General features: G+C 68.2%; 19 protein-coding genes. 6 read left to right on the plus strand and 13 right to left on the minus strand.

Translation table 11 applies throughout. From position 1 onward, the window contains the following. Positions 1–12 precede the first annotated feature (12 nt). From lptE to CFB34_RS21225, 6 genes are all read right to left on the minus strand, one after another. Entirely contained in the window at positions 13–567 is a 555-nt protein-coding gene (gene lptE, locus CFB34_RS21200; RefSeq protein WP_089439223.1) for an LPS assembly lipoprotein LptE, read from the minus strand. A 38-nt stretch (positions 568–605) separates the two neighbouring features. Continuing rightward, on the minus strand, positions 606–3,200 hold the full coding sequence (gene leuS, locus CFB34_RS21205) for a leucine--tRNA ligase (RefSeq protein WP_089439222.1): 2,595 nt from the start codon (positions 3,198–3,200) through the stop codon (positions 606–608). A 292-nt stretch (positions 3,201–3,492) separates the two neighbouring features. Next, positions 3,493–3,954 carry a biopolymer transporter ExbD gene (locus CFB34_RS21210; protein WP_089439221.1) on the minus strand — a complete coding sequence of 154 codons (462 nt, stop codon included), beginning with the start codon at positions 3,952–3,954 and terminating at the stop codon, positions 3,493–3,495. Positions 3,955–3,982: 28 nt separating this feature from the next. Then, complete coding sequence (locus tag CFB34_RS21215; protein WP_089439220.1) at positions 3,983–4,651, minus strand: MotA/TolQ/ExbB proton channel family protein; 669 nt, start codon at positions 4,649–4,651, stop codon at positions 3,983–3,985. A gap of 18 nt (positions 4,652–4,669) precedes the next feature. Next, positions 4,670–5,467 (minus strand): 4-hydroxy-tetrahydrodipicolinate reductase, encoded by a 798-nt coding sequence (gene dapB, locus CFB34_RS21220; protein WP_089424479.1) that lies wholly within the window; start codon positions 5,465–5,467, stop codon positions 4,670–4,672. 65 nt (positions 5,468–5,532) lie between these two features. Then, entirely contained in the window at positions 5,533–6,348 is an 816-nt protein-coding gene (locus CFB34_RS21225; protein WP_089439219.1) for an outer membrane protein assembly factor BamE, read from the minus strand. A gap of 141 nt (positions 6,349–6,489) precedes the next feature. Here CFB34_RS21225 and fur point away from each other — a divergent pair, with 141 nt between their 5' ends. Continuing rightward, positions 6,490–6,918, plus strand: a complete 429-nt coding sequence (gene fur, locus CFB34_RS21230; RefSeq protein ID WP_043191276.1) for a ferric iron uptake transcriptional regulator — start codon at positions 6,490–6,492, stop codon at positions 6,916–6,918. 172 nt (positions 6,919–7,090) lie between these two features. Here fur and CFB34_RS21235 read toward each other — a convergent pair whose 3' ends face one another. From CFB34_RS21235 to CFB34_RS21245, 3 genes are all read right to left on the minus strand, one after another. After that, a complete protein-coding gene (locus CFB34_RS21235; protein ID WP_089439218.1) occupies positions 7,091–7,609 on the minus strand; it encodes an ureidoglycolate lyase in 519 nt (172 codons plus the stop codon). 14 nt (positions 7,610–7,623) lie between these two features. Then, a complete protein-coding gene (gene alc, locus CFB34_RS21240; RefSeq protein WP_089439217.1) occupies positions 7,624–8,631 on the minus strand; it encodes an allantoicase in 1,008 nt (335 codons plus the stop codon). A gap of 104 nt (positions 8,632–8,735) precedes the next feature. Further along, a complete protein-coding gene (locus CFB34_RS21245; protein ID WP_089440347.1) occupies positions 8,736–10,058 on the minus strand; it encodes a C4-dicarboxylate transporter DctA in 1,323 nt (440 codons plus the stop codon). A 212-nt stretch (positions 10,059–10,270) separates the two neighbouring features. Between CFB34_RS21245 and CFB34_RS21250 the strand changes: the two genes are divergently transcribed. Then, positions 10,271–10,993: an FCD domain-containing protein gene (locus tag CFB34_RS21250; RefSeq protein ID WP_089439216.1), complete on the plus strand. Its 723-nt coding sequence runs from the start codon at positions 10,271–10,273 to the stop codon at positions 10,991–10,993. 147 nt (positions 10,994–11,140) lie between these two features. On the opposite strand, the gene CFB34_RS21255 is transcribed toward CFB34_RS21250, so the two are convergent. Together CFB34_RS21255 and CFB34_RS21260 are read right to left on the minus strand one after the other, a co-directional pair. Further along, positions 11,141–12,199, minus strand: a complete 1,059-nt coding sequence (locus tag CFB34_RS21255) for an L-idonate 5-dehydrogenase (protein ID WP_089439215.1) — start codon at positions 12,197–12,199, stop codon at positions 11,141–11,143. 13 nt (positions 12,200–12,212) lie between these two features. Then, a complete protein-coding gene (locus tag CFB34_RS21260; RefSeq protein ID WP_089439214.1) occupies positions 12,213–12,986 on the minus strand; it encodes an SDR family NAD(P)-dependent oxidoreductase in 774 nt (257 codons plus the stop codon). Between the two features lie 150 nt (positions 12,987–13,136). Between CFB34_RS21260 and CFB34_RS21265 the strand changes: the two genes are divergently transcribed. Then, complete coding sequence (locus CFB34_RS21265) at positions 13,137–14,039, plus strand: LysR family transcriptional regulator (RefSeq protein ID WP_089439213.1); 903 nt, start codon at positions 13,137–13,139, stop codon at positions 14,037–14,039. A 77-nt stretch (positions 14,040–14,116) separates the two neighbouring features. Here the strand turns inward: CFB34_RS21265 and gap are convergent, their stop codons facing one another. Together gap and tkt are read right to left on the minus strand one after the other, a co-directional pair. Then, positions 14,117–15,127 carry a type I glyceraldehyde-3-phosphate dehydrogenase gene (gene gap / locus CFB34_RS21270; protein ID WP_059500962.1) on the minus strand — a complete coding sequence of 337 codons (1,011 nt, stop codon included), beginning with the start codon at positions 15,125–15,127 and terminating at the stop codon, positions 14,117–14,119. A gap of 89 nt (positions 15,128–15,216) precedes the next feature. Further along, positions 15,217–17,289 (minus strand): transketolase, encoded by a 2,073-nt coding sequence (tkt, locus tag CFB34_RS21275; protein ID WP_089439212.1) that lies wholly within the window; start codon positions 17,287–17,289, stop codon positions 15,217–15,219. A gap of 216 nt (positions 17,290–17,505) precedes the next feature. On the opposite strand from tkt, the gene speE reads away from it, so the two are divergent. The 3 genes from speE (at position 17,506) to CFB34_RS21290 (ending at position 19,727) form a co-directional block, all read left to right on the plus strand. Continuing rightward, on the plus strand, positions 17,506–18,363 hold the full coding sequence (speE, locus tag CFB34_RS21280; protein WP_089439211.1) for a polyamine aminopropyltransferase: 858 nt from the start codon (positions 17,506–17,508) through the stop codon (positions 18,361–18,363). 162 nt (positions 18,364–18,525) lie between these two features. After that, entirely contained in the window at positions 18,526–18,942 is a 417-nt protein-coding gene (locus CFB34_RS21285) for a VOC family protein (protein ID WP_089439210.1), read from the plus strand. Positions 18,943–18,959: 17 nt separating this feature from the next. Then, positions 18,960–19,727 (plus strand): 16S rRNA (uracil(1498)-N(3))-methyltransferase, encoded by a 768-nt coding sequence (locus CFB34_RS21290; protein WP_089439209.1) that lies wholly within the window; start codon positions 18,960–18,962, stop codon positions 19,725–19,727. Positions 19,728–19,825: the final 98 nt, after the last annotated feature.

The raw sequence follows: 19,825 nt of genomic DNA on the forward strand, positions 1-19,825 counted from the left end.
GTGCGCCGTCGATCAGAGCGGCGGCGGCGGCAACGGCGCGCGCGGCGCGACGCCCGGCACCACGTCTTCCGGCGCCGGCGTCAGCGAATGGACGATCGCGAGACGCCGCATCAGCTGGTCGACCGCGTCGCTCTGCATATCGCCGTAAAGGATGTCGGCTTCCTGCGCCTTCGCGTTCGTGTACTGGTCGCTGTACGTCATCGCGCGGTTCAGCGCGATCGCGCTCGGCGGGATCAGCACGGTGCCGTCCTTGCTCGTCAACTGATAACGCAACGTATAGAAGAGCGCGTATTCCTGCGCCGAACCGTACTTGTTGAGCGTCAGCGTGTTCTGGCCACGCGATTCCCACATGGTCAGCACGGCATCGGCGTCATCCGCCGACTTGACGATCTTCGTGTCGCTGCCGGCCTCGACGAGGCGCACGAGGCGCGCCTCGACCGGCGCCGGCGCGCCGGCGATCAGCAGGTGCTTGAACGCGTAGTCCTGCTGGCCGCGCAACTGGAAGCCGCATGCCGACAGCGCAACCGCGCTGCCGACAGCGAGCATCAAAAACGATCTGCGGATCACCTTCGCTCCTTCTGGGTACGTCCGATGGCCGGCGGCCGTCAGACGACGATGTTCACGAGGCGGCCCGGCACGACGACGATCTTCTTCGCCGGCTTGCCGTCGCTGAACTTCGCGAACGCGTCGTCGGCCACTGCCGCGGCTTCGATCGCCTCGCGGCTCGCGTCCTTCGCCACCTTCAGCGCGCCGCGCACCTTGCCGTTCACCTGCAGCACGAGTTCGATCTCGGCCTGCTCGAGCGCGGCCTCGTCGACCTTCGGCCACGGTGCGTCGAGCAGCGGGCCGAATTCGTCCGCGTAGCCGAGCGCCTTCCACAGCTCGAACGTGACGTGCGGCACGACCGGGTACAGCACGCGCAGCAGCACGCCGTACGTTTCACGCAGCACGCCGGGCGTCGCGCCCTTCGCACCGTCGATCGCGTTCAGCATCTTCATCGCAGCGGACACGACCGTGTTGTACTGCAGGCGCTGGTAGTCGAAATCGGCCTGCTTCAGCACGCTGTAGATCTCGCGGCGCAGCGCCTTGTCGGCTTCGCCGAGCGCGGCCGCATCGAAGCCCGCGCGCGCGGCGAGCGCTTCGCGGTTCGTCGCACCGAAGCTCCACACGCGGCGCAGGAAGCGGCTCGCGCCTTCGACGCCCGCACCCGACCACTCGAGCTGCTGCTCGGGCGGCGCGGCGAACATCGTGAACAGGCGCGCGGTATCCGCGCCGTACTGGTCGATCAACAGCTGCGGATCGACACCGTTGTTCTTCGACTTCGACATCTTCTCGATGCCGCCGAGCACGACCGGCTGGCCGTCCGCGTTCAGCGTCGCGCCGACCGGGCGGCCCTTGTCGTCGTGCGTGACGGTCACGTCGAGCGGGTTGTACCAGGTCTTCTTGCCCGATGCGTCCTCGCGGTAGTACGTCTCGTTCAGCACCATGCCCTGCGTGAGCAGGTTCTTCGCCGGCTCGCCGAACTTCACGAGGCCGAGGTCGCGCATCACCTTGGTCCAGAAGCGCGAGTACAGCAGGTGCAGGATCGCGTGCTCGATGCCGCCGATGTACTGGTCCATCGGCATCCAGTAGTCGGTGCGCGCGTCGACCATCGTCTCGGCGTCCGGCGCCGTGTAGCGCGAGAAGTACCACGACGAATCGACGAAGGTGTCCATCGTGTCGGTTTCGCGCTTGGCGGCCGCACCGCACTTCGGGCACGTGCAGTTCAGGAACGCTTCCGACTTCGCGAGCGGGTTGCCCGAGCCGTCCGGCACGAGGTCTTCCGGCAGCACGACGGGCAGATCCTGCTCGGGCACCGGCACGTCGCCGCACGACGGGCAGTGGATGATCGGGATCGGCGTGCCCCAGTAGCGCTGGCGCGACACGCCCCAGTCGCGCAGGCGCCACGTGACCTGCTTGTCGCCGAAGCCGCCGGCGTTCAGGTCGGCCGCGACCGCGTCGACCGCTTCCGCGTAGCGCAGGCCGTCGTACTTGCCGCTGTTCACGCAGACCGCGATTTCCTTGTCGCCGTACCACTCCTGCCACGCGTCGAGCGAGTACTGCTGGCCTTCGGCCGCGATCACCTGCTTGATCGGCAGGTCGTATTTCTTCGCGAACGCGAAATCGCGCTCGTCGTGGCCCGGCACGCCCATCACCGCGCCTTCGCCATAGCTCATCAGCACGTAGTTGCCGATCCACACCTCGACCGGCTCGCCGGTGAGCGGGTGCGTGACCGAGAAGCCCGTCGCGACGCCCTTCTTCTCCATCGTCGCGACGTCGGCCTCGGCGACGCCGCCGCGCTTGCATTCGTCGATGAACGCGAGCAGCTCGGGCTTGTCCTGGGCAAGGCGCGTGGCCAGCGGATGCTCGGCCGCGATTGCGCAGAAGGTGACGCCCATGATCGTGTCGGCGCGCGTCGTGAACACGCGCAGCAGCTTCTTCTCGCCGTCGAGTTCGTACGGGAAGCCGAAGTTCACGCCGAAGCTCTTGCCGATCCAGTTCTGCTGCATGATCTTCACGCGCTCGGGCCAGCCGAGGCCGTCGAGGTCGTTCAGCAGCTCATCCGCGTACTGCGTGATGCGCAGGTAGTACATCGGGATCTCGCGCTTCTCGACGAGCGCGCCCGAGCGCCAGCCGCGGCCGTCGATCACCTGCTCGTTCGCGAGCACGGTCTGGTCGACCGGGTCCCAGTTCACGGTGCCCGTCTTCTTGTACGCGATGCCCTTCTCGAGCATCTTCAGGAACAGCCACTGGTTCCACTTGTAGTAGTCGGGCTTGCACGTCGCGATTTCGCGCGACCAGTCGATCGCGAGGCCCATCGACTGCATCTGGCGCTTCATGTAGTCGATGTTGTCGTAGGTCCACTTCGCGGGCGGCACGCCGTTCGCCATCGCGGCGTTCTCGGCCGGCATCCCGAACGCATCCCAGCCCATCGGCATCAGCGTGTTGTAGCCGTTCATCCGCAGATAGCGGTACATCACGTCGTTGATCGTGTAGTTGCGCACGTGACCCATGTGCAGCTTGCCGGACGGGTACGGCAGCATCGACACGCAGTAGAACTTCGGCTTCTGCGAATCTTCCTTCGTCTTGTAGGCATCGGCTGCGCGCCAGTCGCCCTGGGCGGCGGCTTCGACGTCGGCGGGTACGTATCTCTCGTGCATGGTGTGGTTCGGACTAGGCTTTAAGCGACGCGACGGCGCGCGCGCAGGAGTGGATCGAAAATCGTGCTTGCCCGGCGGACCTGCAGGTTCGCTGTTGCCGGACCTGTTCGCGGTTTCCGGGCATTTTCCGGGTAACCCGCAGCATGCCCGGGTAGCCTGGAAAATTCCGGGTTACCTGAAAAAAGCCTGCCAACCGGGAAAAACGTTGATTATACCGCCCGCGCCGGCCCATTCGACCGGTCTTGCGGCGTGCGGCCCGATCCCGCGGCCGGGACAGGCCCGCCGGCTCCGCTCAGCGGTTGGCCGGCGCGGCGGGCGTCGCCGCGGAACCGCCCGCCTGCGGCGGCACGTCGGTCACGAAGCCGATCCGCGTAAGGCCGGCGGCCTGCGCGGCGCCCATCACCTGCGCGATCACGTCGTAGCGGGTCGCACGCGATGCGCGCAGCCGCAGCTCGGGCGGCGCGCCGCCCGCGGCGGCGGCCCGGAAGCGCGCGGGCAGCGCGTCGAGCGCGACCGGTGCGTCGTCCCAGTACAGCTTGCCCGCGTCGTCGATCGACAAGGTGACGGATTGCGGCGTGTCGCGCGCGACGCTGGCCGCGACCTTCGGCAGGTCGAGCCGGATCGCGTGCGTCATCAGCGGCGCGGTGATGATGAAGATGACGAGCAGCACCAGCATCACGTCGATCAGCGGGGTCATGTTGATCTCCGCCATCGGCGCGGACGTCTTGTGGTGCTCGAGTCCGCCGAATGCCATGGTCGCTCCTCTACGGTCTGTTCACGCGTCAGGCTTCCTGCGCGCACACGAACACGTGCAGGTCGCGCGCGAAGCCGTCGAGTTCCTCGGCGAGCTGGCGCACGAGCCGCCCGAGGATGTTGTAGGCCAGCACCGCGGGAATCGCGACGACGAGCCCGAACGCGGTCATGATCAGCGCCTCGCCGACCGGCCCCGCGACGTTCTCGATCTGCGCCTGCCCGCTCGCGGCGATGCTGCCGAGCGCGTGGTAGATGCCCCACACGGTGCCGAGCAGCCCGACGAACGGCGCGGTGCTGCCGATCGACGCGAGCAGCACCTGGCCGAATTCGAGGCGCCGCTGCGAGCGCAGCATCGCGTGCCGCAACGCGCGCAGCACGCGTTCGCCGCGCTCGACGCGCGCGGCCAGGGCAGCCGGGTCGTGGTCGTGGGCCGCATCGCGCGCGGCTTCGGCGAGCGGCACGAACACGCGCTCGCGATCGGCGCCGGCGAGCACGGCGATGCCCGCGTCGAGCGACGGCGCGCGCCAGAACGCGGCGAGCGCGCGCGGCCCCTGCCGCTTCGCGCGGACCAGGAGCCAGGCTTTCATGAGGAGGAAGCACCAGCTGGCGACGGACATCGCCAGCAGCACATAGGCGACGGCATGCGTGATCGCATCGCCGCTTTCGAGGTAGTGGACAACGCCGGTGGGTATCGCCATCGGAGTTTCCCCGTGGTGTCAGCGCAGGCCGAGCACGTCCTGCATGTCGAACAGGCCGGCGCCGCGCGCCGACAGGAAGTGGACCGCGCGCAACGCGCCCTGCGCGTACGACACGCGGCTCGACGACTTGTGCGTGATCTCGATGCGCTCGCCGATCCCGGCGAACAGCACGGTGTGATCGCCGACGATGTCGCCGCCGCGCACCGCGGCAAAGCCGATCGACGACGGATCGCGCTCGCCCGTCACGCCGTGGCGGCCGTACACCGCGCAATCGTCGAGCGAGCGCCCGAGCGCGCCGGCGACGGCTTCGCCCATCATCAGCGCGGTGCCCGACGGCGCGTCGACCTTGTGGCGATGATGCGCCTCGATGATCTCGATGTCGTAGCCGTGCGAGAAATGCTTCGCCGCGAATTCGAGCAGCTTCAGCGTGACGTTCACGCCGACGCTCATGTTCGCCGCGAACACGATGCCGATCTTGCCCGCCGCGGCCTGCAGCTCGGCCTTCTGCTCGGCGGTGAAGCCGGTCGTGCCGATCACGAGCTTCACGTCGTGGCGCAGCGCGGCCTCGATATGGGCCATCGTGCCTTCCGGACGCGTGAAATCGATCAGGGTGTCGGCCTGCGCGAACACGGCGTCGAGGTCGGCGGTCAGCTTGACCCCGGTTTCCTTGCCGAGGAACGCGCCGGCGTCCTGGCCGAGGAACGGCGAATCGGCGCGGTCGAGCGCGCCGACGAGCTGCGCGTCGGCATCGTTGAGAACGGCTTCGATCAGCATCCGGCCCATTCGGCCCGATGCCCCGGCAATCGCAATCTTCATGGCTTTCTACACGACAGGTATAAAAGCGGGCGGCGCAGGCCGCCCTGTTTCCGCACGCCGGCTGCTTACTGCGCCGGCGCGGTGAGCGGCTGGTTCTGCAGGTTGTCCGAGCCTTGCGGGCCGACCGGCGTCGCCTCGTTCGACACGTTCGGCTGCGGCGGACGATGGAACTGGAACTGCGGCTGGATCGCCGGCGCGGCGCCCGGCGGCTGGCCGCCCGGCACCGGCGCGCCGCCCGAGGCCTTCGCGGCCGGCGTGAACCGGCGCGAACCCGAACCCTGCCCCGACACCTGGTTGGTCGCGCGGTTCGCCGCGCGGGCGGCCTGCGCGTTCGCATCCTGGTCGACCACCGCACCGGCCGCCGGCACGGCGGACGGGCTGGCAACCGCCTCCGGCGCCGGCGCGCTCGCGCTCGCTTGCGCGGCGCTCGCGGCGGCGGCAGCCTCGGCGGCCTTCTTCGCCGCTGCGGCCGCCTTCGCCTTCTTGCCGCCGCGGTCGCCGTCGATATCGGCCAGCAGGTCGAGTTCCGAAGGCAGGTTGTCCGCCCCCGTCCAGCTCGCCAGGCGATCGCCCGAGAACGTCACGACGAGATCGCGCTGCTGGACGACTGCCGTCGAGCCGCGCTTGAAGTAAAAGAGGTAGTCCCAACGGTCGGCGTGGAACATGTCGGCCAGCAGCGGGGTGCCGAGCAACGCGCGCACCTGCTCGCGCGACATGCCGACCTGCAACTGCGCGGCCTTCTCCTGCGACACGAAGTTGCCTTGCACGACGGTGATCCGGTAGGGGGTGATGCTCTGCGCGATGCGCTGCGTCACGCTGTCGTACGACGAACAACCAGCCAGCGCGGCAACGGCGGCGGCAGCGATGATGACACTCCGCATGCGGCTCCTCTGAAAGTGCGAAAGAGATTCTGGAATCATTTCCCTCACCGTGCAGGCCCGTGTGCAGGCCGCGCGTGTTTCTGGAACGGCGAAAAGCCGGTAACATTGAAGCCCTGCATTGTACTCTAGGGATGCCTAGCCATGACCAATCCGACGGATCTCAAGAATATCGGGCTAAAGGCCACCCTACCGCGCCTCAAGATTCTCGAGATCTTCCAGCAAAGCCCGGTGCGCCACCTGACGGCAGAAGACGTCTACCGGAACCTGCTCAACGAGCAGCTCGACATCGGGCTGGCCACCGTCTATCGCGTGCTGACGCAGTTCGAGCAGGCCGGCCTGCTCACGCGCAGCAACTTCGAATCCGGCAAGGCCGTGTTCGAACTGAACGAAGGCTCGCACCACGATCACCTCGTGTGCCTCGATTGCGGCCGTGTCGAGGAATTCTTCGACGCCGAGATCGAAGGCCGCCAGCAGGCGATCGCGAAGGAGCGCGGCTTCAAGCTCCAGGAGCACTCGCTCGCGATGTACGGTTCGTGCACGACCGAGAACTGCCCGCACCGCAAGCACTGATTCGCGCGCGTCGCGCACGCAGCACGGCCCGGCCGGCATCTCGCCGCCCGGGCCGTGTTCTTTTCGGGATGGCGGCGACGCACCGCCGCGCGGGTCGTGCGCCCAGGCTTTCGGAACCCCTTCGACACGCCCCCCGGCTGCCGTCAGGCAGCCGGGGGGCGTTGCCGTTGCGTCAGGCCGCGCAGGCCGGCTCGAACTCGAGCGCCCACGCGCGCTCGAGCGGGATCTCGTCGCAATTGGGCTGCGGCCCGCCGCGATCGACGATCACGAAATCGCTGACCGCGTCGAGCGCGAGCAGCGGATGGTGCCAGACGCCCTTCGCATAATTCACACCCTGCCAGCCTTGCGCGAGGAACGCGCGCATCGCGTCCGGCCGGAATTCGCCCGCGGGCGCGACGACGATCGCGTAGCGCGACACGGCCGCGAGCGGGATGAATGCCTGGCTGCCGTGCGGGTGGCGCTCCATCAGCGTGACCGCGACCGGCAGCGCGCGCGGCTGCGCGCGGAACACGCTGACGAGCGGACGGCCGCCGTCCGCGCATACGTCGATCGTCGCGAGATCGTGGAAGCGCTCGGTCGTGCCGCCGTTGATCGGAAAATGCCGCGCGCCTTCGAGCGCGATCACGTCGCCGAACGGCGCGAACGCTTCGCGCGTCAGGCGCTCGACGCGCAGGATCCGGGATTCGCTCATGCCGTTGCCCTCCTTCAAGCCGGCTCGCCCCACAGACGCAGGCGCGACACGCCGCCGTCCGGGAAGATGTTGAAACGCACGTGCGTGACGGGGCCGAGCGCGGCAAGCTGGTCGAACGTGTGCACGTGGTCCATCTGCAGCTTCTGCTCGCCGAGCAGTTCGGCCCAGAACATCGCCTGCGTGACGAGCGAATCGTCGGTGCCGCCCGCGACCCGCGCGGCCTGCAGCGAGCAGCGGTCGGGGAAATTGCCCTTGAAGAACGCGGTATCGACCTCGACGCGCCGGATGATGCCCGGCCGCGCGAGCGCGACGATCGCCCAGTCGTTGCCGGGCTCGCGGCGCCGCCGCGTTTCCCAGCCGTCGCCCATGTTCACGCCGCGCCCCGGCATCAGCATCTGCGACGCCGGGCCGAAGTGCTGGTTGTTCGCCGCCACCAGGTAGCCGCCGTTCTCGATCGCCGCGAGATCGACGAGCTCGCCGGCCGGCACCTGGCGCCAGTCGCGCTGCGGCTGGCCGTACACGCGCAGCCGGGCGAGGCCGCCGTCCGGGTACAGGTTCACGCGCAGGTGCGTATAGGGCTGCGCATCGTCGACACTCACGTAGTGATGCGAATTGCCCTGCAGCGTCGTCGCCGGGACGATCGGGCGCCATTGCGCGTCATCAGGCGGCGTGTCGCCCTCGGCGACGCACGCGTCGATCGACGCGGCCGGCGGGAAGTTGCCGGTGAAATGGCTCGTATCGAGGTCGACGCCGTGGATCACGCCCGGCCGCGCGAGCCGCACCACGCAGAAGTCGTGGCCGGTCGTGCGCTTGCGGCGCGTTTCCCAGCCGTCCATCCACTTGCCGTGGTCGTCGTACTTGCCGGGGATGAACACGGCCGGCTCGGGATTGAGCATGCGCTCCTTCGGCGCGAAGAATTCGTCGCTGGCAAAGAGCGCCTGCGCCCCGAGGCGCGGGTCGGCGAGGTTCATGTAGCGCCGCGTGAAGGCCGGCGCATTCGGATCGAGGATGGGGGCTGCCATGTCGTCTCCTGATGTGGGATCGCGTGCCGGCGCATCGAGGCGCCGGCCGCATGCATTCGGGTGCGCGGAACGACCAGGGGAAGCCGCCCCGCGCGGGGGTGCGCTCAGAGCGCGTGAGCCTGATCGCCGGCGACCGGTGCCGCGCGGCCTTCCTCTTCGGCCGGCACGTAGCGCAGCTCGCGATTCAGCACGCGGGTCGCGCGGGCACGATCGATGTCGTTCTCCCACACCGCGACGACCACCGTCGCGACGCAGTTGCCGATCAGGTTGGTCAGCGCGCGGGCGATGCCGACGAACCAGTCGACCGGCAGGATCAGCACGAGGCCGAGCACCGGAATCGCGGGGATCGCCGACAGCGTCGCCGCGAGGATCACGATCGCCGAGCCCGGGATCCCGTGCGCGCCCTTCGACGTGACGAGCGACACGAGCAGCACGACGATCAGGTCATGCGTCGACAGCGGCGTGTTGGTGGCCTGCGCGATGAACAGCACGGCGAGCGTCAGGTAGATCGAGAAGCCGTCGAGGTTGAACGAATAGCCGGTCGGGATCACGAGGCCGACCGTCGAATCCTTCACGCCCATGTATTCGAGCTTGCGCATCACCTGCGGCAGCACTGCGTCCGACGACGCCGTGCCGAGCACGATCGACAGTTCCTCGCGCAGGTAGCGGATCAGCTTGAACACCGAGAAGCCCGCGAGCCGCATCACGACGCCGAGCACGACCGTGACGAACACGAAGCAGCTCAGGTAGAACACCGCGACCAGGTAGCCGAGCTGCTTGAGCGACGCGACGCCGTACTTGCCGGTCGTGAACGCGATCGCGCCGAGCACGCCGAGCGGCGCGAGCTTGATGATGAAGCCGATGATCCGGAAGAACACGTGCGACAGTTCCTCGATCAGCGAGTTGACGCGCTGCGCCTTGTCGCCGAGCAGCGACAGCGCGGAGCCGAACAGCACCGCGAACACGAGGATCTGCAGGATGTCGCCCTTCGCGAACGCGTCGATCGCGGTCTCGGGGATGATCTTCATCAGGTAGCCGGCCGTGTCCTTCAGGCTTTCGGCGTTCTTCGCGTACGTCGCGAGCGACGATGCGTCGAGCGAGCGCAGGTCGATGTTCATCCCGACGCCCGGGCGCGTGAGCCACGCGAGCACGAGGCCGATGCCGAGCGCGAGCGTCGTCATGATCTCGAAGTAGATCACGGCCTTCAGGCCGACCCGGCCGACCTTCTTCAGGTCGCCCGCGTTGGCCATCCCGCTGACCACGACGCAGAACACGATCGGCCCGATCACCATCTTGATCAGCTTCAGGAAGCCGTCGCCGAGCGGTCGCAGCGACTCGGCGAAATGCGGGAAGAACGCGCCGAGCGCGATCCCTAGAATCAATGCGACGACTACCCGGCCAAACAGCGAATTGAGGAATTTCGACACGGCGCTCTCCCGATCCAACGGTTGCAGTTTCGTCTGTTCATACTGGTAAGACCAGTGATGTTATGGTGGATAGTAGGAAGCCGATATAGTCGCGTCAAGGACGGACAAAATAGGGATTTCCCGCCCCTGCCTGCCCTGGTTTCGATGCACCGTGAGGGGCGGATCGTGGCTTTCCCGTAGGCCGGCCATGCACCGCCCGCGTGCGGATTACAATGCCGGTCAGACCGGCCCAAGTTCACATCATGAAAAACGTTCCGCATACCGTGACCGACGCCGCCATCGCGACGATCCGCGACCGGATCGAGGCAGGCGTTTATCCGGTCGGCAGCCTGCTGCCGGCCCAGCGCCAGCTCTCCGAGGAGCTGGAGATCAGCCGCGCGTCGCTGCGCGAGGCGCTGTCGACGCTCGAGGCGCTCGGGATGCTGCGCATCCGCGCCGGCAAGGGCGTGTACGTCGAAAGCGCGCAGGCCACGGCCGCGCATGCATGGCGCTTCGCCGAGCAGTCGTCGCCGCCCGACACGTACCAGATGCGCTATGCGCTCGAAGGGTTCGCCGCGCGGATGGCCGCGCACGTCGTCAGCGACGACGACATCGCGTGGTTCGAGGACAACCTCGCCGACCTGCACGTCGCGCTCACCGAAAGTGCACTCGACGCGGCATCGCAGCTCGACTTCGACTTCCACATGCGGATCATCCACCTCGCCGGCAACGCGGCAATCGAATCGGTGCTGCGCAGCAGCGCGGACATCATGAAGGAAAGCCAGCGCATGCCGTTCTACCGGCGCGAGCTGCTGCTGTCGACGTGGCAGGAGCACCGCGCGATCGTCGACGCGCTGATCGCGCGCGATGCGGGCGCCGCCGGCATCGCGATCGAAACGCACATCGCGAACGCCGCGCAGCGCGCGGGCATCTTCTTCCCGACACCGCGCACATGACGTAGCCGGCGGCCCGTCACAAGGGCGAGCGGTTTCTCTCACGGCCGTCGCCTCGGGCAGTGCGACCAATGAAAAAGGCACGTCCGCAAACCGCGGCGTGCCTTTGTTGCATCGATGGCGCCGCGCGATCGGCGGCGCACGTTCGGTTCACGCGCGTTCGTCCGCGAAGTCGATCAGCACCTTCATCGCGCGCTGCCGGTCGCCGGCCAGTTCGAACGCGAGGTTCGCATCGCGCATCGGGAACACGCGCGTGACGGCCGGGCGCAGGTCGACGCGCCCCGCGTTGATCAACTGCACCGCGAGCGCGAATTCCGCATGAAAACGGAACGACCCGCAGATCGACAGTTCCTTCGCGACCACGACGTTCTGCGGCAGGCTGACATCGCCGCCCAGCCCGAGCTGCACGACGACCCCACGCGGACGCATCACGTCCAGCCCGTCACGCAGCGCGCGCGCATTGCCCGAACACTCGATCATCACGTCGAACGTGCCCTTGTCGGCGCCGTAGCGCTCGACCCAGCCGGCATCGGCCGCCGCATTAATCGTGCGGTCGGCGCCGAGCGCGCTCGCCACGGCCAGCGGCGCCTCGACGACGTCGGTCGCGACGATCTCCGCCGCGCCGTGCACGCGCGCCGCTGCCACCGCCAGCACGCCGATCGGCCCGCAGCCCGACACCAGCACGCGCTTGCCGAGCAGCGGGCCCGCGCGCGACACCGCATGCAGCCCGACCGCGAACGGTTCGGCGAGCGCCGCGAGCGACAGCGGCACGTGGTCGGCAACCTTCACGCACTGCACCGCGTCGCACACGAGCGCATTGCGGAACGCGCCCTGCACGTGCGGCATCCGCATCGCGCTGCCGTAGAAGCGCATGTCCAGGCACTGGTTCGGCAGCCCTTCGAGGCAATAGCGGCACGCGCCGCACGGCCGGCTCGGATTGACCGCGACACGATCGCCGACCTTCACCGACGTCACGTCCGGCGCGACTTCCGCAACCGTGCCGGCCACCTCGTGGCCGAGCACCATCGGCTGCTGCAGCCGGATCGCGCCGAAACCGCCGTGCCGGAAGTAATGGAGATCGGAGCCGCAGATGCCGCCCATCGCGACCTCGACGCGCACCTGGCCCGGGCCGATCTCGCCCGCGTCCTGCTCTTCGACCCGCAGGTCGTTCGGCCCGTGGATCACGACACACATGCAACGCATACGCATGACAGCCTCCTTGTCAGACGGCACTGGTCAAGCCGCCGTCGACGAACAGCGTCTGGCCGTTCACGAAATCGGATGCGGCCGACGCGAGGAAGATCGCCGCGCCGCACAGTTCGTCGACACGCCCCCAGCGGCCGGCCGGCGTGCGCTTGCACAGCCAGTCCGAGAACGCCGCGTCGTCCACCAGCGCGCGGTTGAGTTCGGTTTCGAAATAGCCGGGCGCGAGGCCGTTCGCCTGGATGCCGTGGCGCGCCCAGTCGGCGCACATCCCCTTCGTCAGCATCCGCACCGCGCCCTTGGTCGCCGCGTACGGCGCGATCGTCGGCCGTGCGAGCTCGCTCTGCACCGAGCAGATGTTGATGATCTTGCCGCGGCCGCGCGCGATCATGTGCCGCGCGACCGCCTGCGCGACGTTGAACACGCCGTCGAGGTTCACGCGCATCAGCGCATGCCAGTCGTCGGGGTCGAACGCATCGAGCGGTGCGCGGCGCTGGATGCCCGCATTGTTCACGAGGATGTCGATCGCGCCGACGCGCGCCTCGACATCGTCGATCGCCGCGCGCACCTGCGCGTGCTCGGCGACGTCGAATACCGCGTAGTCGGCCGTGAAGCCTTCCTCGCGCAGATGCTGCACGAGCGCTGCGGCCTTCTCCTCATTGCGATCGTTGATGACGATCGCCGCTCCCGCTTCGGCCAGCCCGCGGGCGAGCGTCAGCCCGATCCCGCGTCCGGAACCGGTAATCAATGCGCGGCGGCCGTCGAGGCGGAACCGTTCAAGCGCGTGGGTCATGCGTGTCTCCTCGTGCCAGTCGAGCCGGCGGCCCGTTGCGGCCGGTCTCGCGTTGACCGTATCTTCGGCTGCCGGCCGGGCGCGCGCCAATGGTCATTTTTGATCCGGTTATCATGAAACTTGATCACTGCCCTCGCCTGCCCGCCGCCCATGGAACTCAAGCAATTGCGCGCTTTCGTCACGCTCGCGGAAGAGCTGCATTTCGGGCGCGCCGCGCAGCGCCTGTTCATCGTGCAGCCTGCGCTGAGCATGCAGATCAAGGCGCTCGAGGAAGAACTCGGCGCGCGCCTGTTCGAGCGCGACCGGCACAAGGTCGAACTGAGCGATACGGGGCGCGTGTTCCTGCCCGAAGCGCGCGCCACGTTGCAGCAGGCCGCACGCGCGGAACAGCTGGCTCGGCTGTCGAGCCGCGGCGAGATCGGCACGCTGCGGATCGCGTTCGTGTCGTCGGTGCTGCCCGCGCTGCTGCCGGCCGTGCTGCGCACGATGCGCGAGCGCTATCCGCTGATCACGCTCGAACTGAAGGACCTGCCGACGCCCGACCAGATCGCCGCGCTGCGCGACCGGCGGATCGATTTCGGGATGATCCGGCTGCCGGCCGCGTATGCGGGCATCGACACGCGCGTGGTGCTCGAGGAAGGTTTCGTCGTCGCGCTGCCGCTCGACCACCCGCTCGCCGTGCACGATGCGATCGCGCCGGCCGCGCTGCGCGGCCAGCCCGCGTTCGTGCTCGCGCGCCGCTACGCGCCGGGCTTTCACGACGACATGCTGCTCGCGCTGAGCCGCGCGGGCACGACGCTCGAGATCGCGCAGGAGTTCGGGGAATTCACGACGATGCTCGCGCTCGTCGCGGCGGGGATGGGCATCGGGCTGATACCGGCGGAGGCCGCCAGCGCGCTGCCGCCGAACGTGCTCGCGCGGCCGCTCGACCTGGCCGGGCACCGCACCGGCATCGGCCTCGCGTGGACCGACCTCGACAGTCCGCTGAAGCGCGCGTTCGTCGCGGCGCTCGAGCAGGTGACGGCCGCATCGAGCCATAACGGCGGGCCATAAAAAAGCCCGGCCGGAAAAACCGGGCCGGGCTCGTTCGCCGCGCAGGCCGCCTTGCAGCGGCCGCGCAACGTGCGGGATTACTTCGCGTTCGCGAATGCGACAGCCGTATCCAGCATGCGGTTCGAGAAACCCCACTCGTTGTCGTACCAGCTCGACACCTTCACGAGGCGGCCCGACACCTTGGTCAGCGTGGCGTCGAACGTCGACGAAGCCGGGTTGTGGTTGAAGTCGATCGACACCAGCGGTGCGTCGTTGTAGCCGAGGATACCCTTCAGCGCGCCTTCCGATGCTTCCTTCATGATCGCGTTGACTTCCTCGACCGTCGTGTCGCGCTTCGCGATGAACGACAGGTCGACGATCGACACGTTGATCGTCGGGACGCGGATCGCGTAGCCGTCGAGCTTGCCGTTCAGTTCCGGCAGCACGAGGCCGACGGCCGAAGCAGCGCCCGTCTTCGTCGGGATCTGGCTGTGCGTGGCCGAACGCGCGCGGCGCAGGTCTTCGTGATAGACGTCCGTCAGCACCTGGTCGTTCGTGTACGCGTGGATCGTCGTCATCAGGCCGGTTTCGAGGCCGATCTTGTCGTTCAGCGGCTTGACGAGCGGCGCGAGGCAGTTCGTCGTGCACGATGCGTTCGAGATGACGGTGTGCTCGGCCTTCAGCACGTCGTGGTTCACGCCGTAGACGATCGTCGCGTCGACATCCTTGCCGCCCGGTGCCGAGATGATCACCTTCTTCGCGCCGCCCTTCAGGTGCGCGCTGGCCTTTTCCTTCGTCGTGAAGAAGCCCGTGCATTCCATCACGACGTCGACGCCCAGCTCGCCCCACGGCAGTTCGGCCGGGTTGCGGTTCGCCAGCACGCGGATCTTGTCGCCGTTCACGACGAGGTAGTCGCCGTCGACCGACACTTCACCCGGGAACTTGCCGTGCGCGGTGTCGTACTGGGTCAGGTGCGCGTTGGTCTTCGCATCGCCCAGATCGTTGATCGCGACGATCTCGATGTCGTGCTTCTTGCCGTTCTCGTAGAACGCGCGCAGCGTGTTGCGGCCGATGCGGCCGTAGCCGTTGATTGCGACGCGAATCGTCATGGTCTATCTCCTGATGGCTGAAAAAATTCGTTTCGTGCAGCTTCACGGTGCGACGCGCGCGAGGGGTGGCGCGCGTCGCGTCTGTCTCTTTAGGCCAGCACGGCCTTGGCGGTCTCGACGACGTGCTCGACGGTGAAGCCGAAGTACTTGAACAGCACGCCGGCCGGCGCCGATTCGCCGAACGTGTCGATCCCGACGACGCCGCCTTCGAGGCCGACGTACTTGTGCCAGAAGCTCGTCACGCCCGCTTCGATCGCGACGCGGCGCACGCCGTGCGGCAGCACGCGCTCACGGTATTCGGCGTCCTGGCGGTCGAACACGTTGGTCGACGGCATCGACACGACACGTGCCGCGATGCCTTGCTGCGCGAGCGGCTCGACGGCCTTCATCGCGAGTTCGACTTCCGAGCCCGTCGCGATCAGGATGATCTTGCGCGCGACGATCTCGTCGTCCCAGTCCTTCAGCACGTAGCCGCCCTTCTCGATGTTCGCGATCTGCGCATCGGTACGCGGGTTGAACGCCAGGTTCTGGCGGCTGAAGATCAGGCTCGACGGACGGTCGGCAGCGACCGCGTGGGTCCAGGCGACGGCCGTCTCGACCGTGTCGGCCGGACGCCATACGTCGTGGTTCGGGATCAGGCGCAGGCTCGACACGTGCTCGATCGACTGGTGCGTCGGGCCGTCTTCGCCGAGGCCGATCGAGTCGTGCGTGAACACGAAGATCGACGGCACCTTCATCAGCGCAGCCACGCGCAGCGCGTTGCGGCTGTAGTCGGAGAACGTCAGGAACGTGCCGCCGAACGGCTTGTGGCCGCCGTGCAGCGCGAGGCCGTTGATCGCGGCGCTCATGCCGAATTCGCGCACGCCGTAGTTGATGTGGTTGCCCAGCTGGACGCCCGGGCCTTCCGGATTCGCACGGACGGCCTTCGATGCCTTCCAGTTGGTCAGGTTCGAGCCGGTCAGGTCGGCCGAGCCGCCGAGCAGTTCGGGCAGGGCGGCAGCCAGGCCTTCGATCGCCTGCTGCGACGCCTTGCGGGTCGCCACCGTCTCGCCGCGCTCGTTCGCGCCGGCGATGATCGCCGCAGCCTTTTCAGCCCAGTCGGCCGGCAGCCGGTTGGCCATCCGGCGCTCGAATTCCGCGGCTTCTGCCGGGAACTTCGCGCGATAGGCCGCGAACGTCGCATCCCATTCGCTTTCCGCGCGCTTGCCGGCTTCCTTCGCGTCCCATGCCGCGTAGACTTCCTGCGGAATCACGAACGGCTCCCAGGTCCAGCCGAGCGCCGCGCGCGTCTTCGCGATTTCTTCCGCGCCGAGCGCCGCGCCGTGCACGTCGTGGCCGCCGGCCTTGGTCGCCGCGCCCTGGCCGATCACCGTCTTGCAGCAGATCAGCGTCGGCTTGTCCGACAGCTTCGCCTTCGCGATGGCTGCGTCGACCGCGTCGACGTCATGGCCGTTCACGTTCGGGATCACGTTCCAGCCGTACGCTTCGAAACGCTTCGGGGTGTCGTCGTGGAACCAGTTCACGACGTCGCCGTCGATCGAGATGCCGTTGTCGTCGTACAGCGCGATCAGCTTGTTCAGCTTCAGCGTGCCGGCGAGCGAGCACGCTTCGTGCGAGATGCCTTCCATCAGGCAGCCGTCGCCGAGGAACACGTACGTGTGGTGATCGACGATCTTCGCGCCGTCACGGTTGAACTCGTCGGCCATCAGCGCTTCGCCGAGCGCCATGCCGACCGCGTTCGCGAGACCCTGGCCGAGCGGGCCGGTGGTCGTCTCGACGCCCGGCGTGATGCCGTATTCCGGGTGGCCCGGCGTCTTCGAGTGCAGCTGGCGGAAATTCTTCAGCTCTTCGATCGGCAGGTCGTAGCCGGTCAGGTGCAGCAGCGAGTACAGCAGCATCGAGCCATGGCCGTTCGACAGCACGAAGCGGTCGCGGTCTGCCCAGTGCGGGTTCGTCGGGTTGTGCTTCAGATGGCGCGACCAGAGCGCGACGCCGATTTCGGCCATGCCCATCGGCATGCCGGGGTGGCCGGAGTTCGCTTGCTGGACGGCGTCCATTGCGAGCGCACGGATCGCATTGGCCATCAGGGTGGTGGAGGCGGGAGACGAAGTCGTCATGTCGAGTCCGGAGAACGAGTCGAGGAAACGGGGGCACGGCGGCATCCGGAAGCTCGAGCGTCAATCGTTCCCGGCGCGCGGTGCGGCGCCTGACGGACGCGAAGCGGACGGAGCCTACGGACGGGGCTGCAAAGCTCGTCATTTTAACAGATGGGCTGACATTTCCCTTGTCGGCGAGTAGTGTTCCGGCACGGTTTTCCGTCAAACCGCCCGCCTCCTATAATTCAGACGTCGGAACTGCCAGCCCTGAGTGGCCCGCCCGTGAGCACGACTCTCCTTTTCCACCCTACGCCCGACTCCGCCTACGGCTTCCCGAACGCCCGGCGGCTCGCGCACGTCGCGTCGCCGCACCAGCAGATCGAGGTCTGGGAAACCCCGCAGCTCGGCCGCCTGTTCACGCTGGACGGCCGGCCAATGACGTCGGTCGGCGACGAGTACGTCTATCACGAGTGCATGACGCACCCGGCCGCGCTCGCGCATCCGTCGCCGCGCAAGGCGCTCGTGCTCGGCGGCGGCGACGGCGGTGCGGCGCGCCAGTTGCTCAAGCACGCGTGCATCGCGCGGATCGTGATCGCGGAACTCGACGACGAGGTGGTCGGGATGGCGCGCCGTTATCTCGACGACGTGCACCAGGGTGCGCTCGACGACCCGCGCGTCGAGGTCGTGATCGGCGACGCCGCGCATTTCGTCGAGTCGACCGTCGAGCATTTCGATCTCGTCGTGTTCGACCTCACGCCGCCCGATTCGCCGGCGGCCGGCCTCTATACGCGCGCGTTCTATGCGCGGCTCAAGCGGATCCTGACGCCGTGCGGCGCGATCTCGATGCACCTCGGCTCGCCGGTGTTCCACGCGGCGCGCATCGCCGCGCTGCTCGACGATCTGCGCGCGAGCTTCGCGGTCGTCGATCCGTTGTCCGCGCACGTGCCGCTGTACGGCTCGCAGTGGCTGATGGCGATCGCGAGCGACACGCTCGACGCGGCCGCGCTGTTCGCGCACGACATCGACGAACGGCTCGCGGCCCGCCGCGTCCAGGGCTTGCGCTACTACGACGCGCGGCTGCATGCGTCCCTCTTTGCCCTGCCGCGCGCGCTGCGCGATACACTGGGCGTTCGCCGCTGAACGTCCGCGCGGCCGCCTCGCTTCCGTTTTTCCATCGCGCCCTGGCAGGATTCGCGATGCATGGCACCGGGGTGGAACGTCCTGGACGCCGCGCCGCCCCCTGAACGAACGCCCGGGCATGGAATCAGAACACGTGCCCAAGCGCCCCCACAGGAGATTTTCATGACCGATCCACGTCCGGCCAACGTGCCTTGGTTGACGCCCTACCTGGTCGTACGCAACGCGCGCGCGGCCATCGAATTCTTCAAGGCCGCATTCGACTTCACGGTACGCGACGTGCACGACGAAGACGGCGCGATCATGCACGTCGAGATGGCCTATCGCGGCCAGCTGATCGTGATGTTCGCGCCCGAAGGTGCATTCGGCTCGCCCGCGCGCACGCCGAAAAGTGCGAACGCCACCGCGCCGCAATCGTTCTACCTGTATGTCGACGACGTCGACGCCACCTGGCAGCGCGCGCTCGACGCGGGCGCGAAGTCGCTGAGCGCGCCGGAGGATCAGTTCTGGGGCGACCGGTTCGCACAGATCGAGGATCTCGACGGCTACCGATGGGCGCTCGGGCGCCGTCTCGACGCATGACCCCAACCGTTACACGCATGAACGAAGCCACCACCACCGCGGCCGTGCCGCGCTTTTTCGTCGACGCAGCCCTGCGCGCCGACGCCACGCTCGCGTTGCCGGCCGAAGTCGCGCGCCACGCACAGGTGCTGCGCCTGCAACCCGGCGACGTGCTCGCGCTGTTCGACGGCACCGGCGGCCAGTACCGCGCACGGCTCGTCGAGATCGACAAGCGCAGCGCACTCGCGCAGATCGACACGTTCGAACCGGCCGAGGCCGAGCCGCCCTATCGCGTGACGCTCGCGCAAGGCATCGCCGGCGGCGACAAGATGGACTGGGTGATCGAGAAGGCGGTCGAGCTCGGCGTGACGGCGGTCGTGCCGCTGTCGACCGCGCGCGGCGTCGTGAAGCTCGCCGGCGAGCGCGCGGACAAGCGCGTCGCGCACTGGCGCGGCGTCGTGCGCGCATCGTGCGAGCAATGCGGGCGCAACCGCGTGCCCGACGTCGCGCCGGTCGCCGGCTTCAACGCGTGGCTCGATACGCTGCCGGCGGCACCGGCCGACGGCGAACTGCGGCTGCTGCTGTCGCCGCGCGCGAGCATCCCGTTCGCGTCGCTGCCCGGCACGCCGCCCGCTGCAACCGTCACGCTGCTGATCGGGCCGGAAGGCGGGCTGTCGCCCGACGAGGAAAATGCGGCACGCGCGCGCGGGTTCACCGCGCTGTCGCTCGGGCCCCGCGTGCTGCGTACCGAGACGGCCGGCGCGGCCGTGCTCGCGGCGCTTGCGGCGCGCTGGGGCGGGTGGTGATGAGTAGTCGTGCCTGCGCAAGACGGCGCGACACGCCCTGACCGCACGCCGCCCGACCGCTGCGCGACAAGCGGCCGGCATCGCCGCGGAAATGCGGC

Source organism: Burkholderia sp. HI4860 (assembly GCF_002223045.2).
Lineage (GTDB): Bacteria > Pseudomonadota > Gammaproteobacteria > Burkholderiales > Burkholderiaceae > Burkholderia.